Below are 1,012 nucleotides of genomic sequence, written 5' to 3' on the forward strand. Positions count from 1 at the left end.
CGAGTGGGCTCGCGTCCCCGCGCGTGCTCGGGGGGGTGGGGGGCCATCAGCCGCACCGTATAACGGCGCCCCACCCCCCGGCCCGGCGGGGCGCCGCGCGGCCCCACCGCCGCGTTTCGGCGGTCAGGTGATCATCACCCGGTCGAGCAGGTGGTCGACGAGTTGCGGTGCGCGCGCGGCCATGTCGTTGTCGGTGAGCATTCCCTGGGCCAGCCCGGCGACGGCGAGGAGGACGATCTCGGCGTCCGCGCGGATGGTCGTCTCCTCGGCCTCGGGGCCGCGTAGTCGCCGGAGCTGGGCGGCGACCGCATCGACGATGTAGTTCGGTGTCTCGGCGGTGTCGGTGGAGTCGAGGTCGGGGCCGGTGAGCGTGGCGGCATGGAAGATGCCGAGGATGACGGCGTCCTCGCGGCTGGGTTCGTCGAGGGGGAGCAGGCCGAGCAGGACCGCGCGGACGATATCGCGGGGGCCCGCGTCCGGCCCGAGCGCGGCCAGTGCCTGGTGAAGGCGCGCACCCGAATTCGCGACGACGGCGCGATGGGTGGCGAGCAGGAACTCCCGTTTGGTGCCGAAGTAGTACTGCACCGACCGCACCGAGACCCCGGCCTCGGCGGCGACGGACTGGAAGGTGGCTGCCTCGAGTCCGCCCCGGGCGATCACCCGGCGCGCGGCAGTGGTGATCGACCTGCGCCGTTCTTCGTGATCGGCCAACCGCGGCACTCGCTGCTCCTCTTGTCTGTTCGATCCGACGAAACCTTGATGGTACGCCCATACCATCTTTATGGTACGGTCATATCATCAACGAGAGGCAGGGGTGGTCATGGCCAAGATCGGCACATTCAAGAACGACAAGGCGCGCGAGGAGTACATGCGTGCGTACCGAGAGCTGGAGAAGCAGTGGCCGATTCCGTCGACCACGGTCGATTTCGCCACGTCGTTAGGTTACACCCGGGTCCGCATAGCTTGTGCGGGCGAAGGGGTTACGATAGTGTTGCTGCACTCACTAGGTGGC

At 68.5% G+C, this 1,012-nt stretch carries 1 protein-coding gene and 1 pseudogene; one reads left to right on the top strand and one right to left on the bottom strand.

Annotated features, from left to right (window positions below; all coding sequences use genetic code 11):
• Window positions 1–123 precede the first annotated feature (123 nt).
• A complete protein-coding gene (locus tag ACFWPJ_RS33770) occupies window positions 124–720 on the bottom strand; it encodes a TetR/AcrR family transcriptional regulator (protein WP_378857708.1) in 597 nt (198 codons plus the stop codon).
• A gap of 100 nt (window positions 721–820) precedes the next feature.
• Here ACFWPJ_RS33770 and ACFWPJ_RS33775 point away from each other — a divergent pair.
• A pseudogene (locus ACFWPJ_RS33775) lies at window positions 821–1,012 on the top strand (alpha/beta hydrolase); the annotation flags it as partial.

The sequence above is a fragment of the Nocardia sp. NPDC058497 genome (assembly GCF_042720195.1).
GTDB lineage: Bacteria > Actinomycetota > Actinomycetes > Mycobacteriales > Mycobacteriaceae > Nocardia.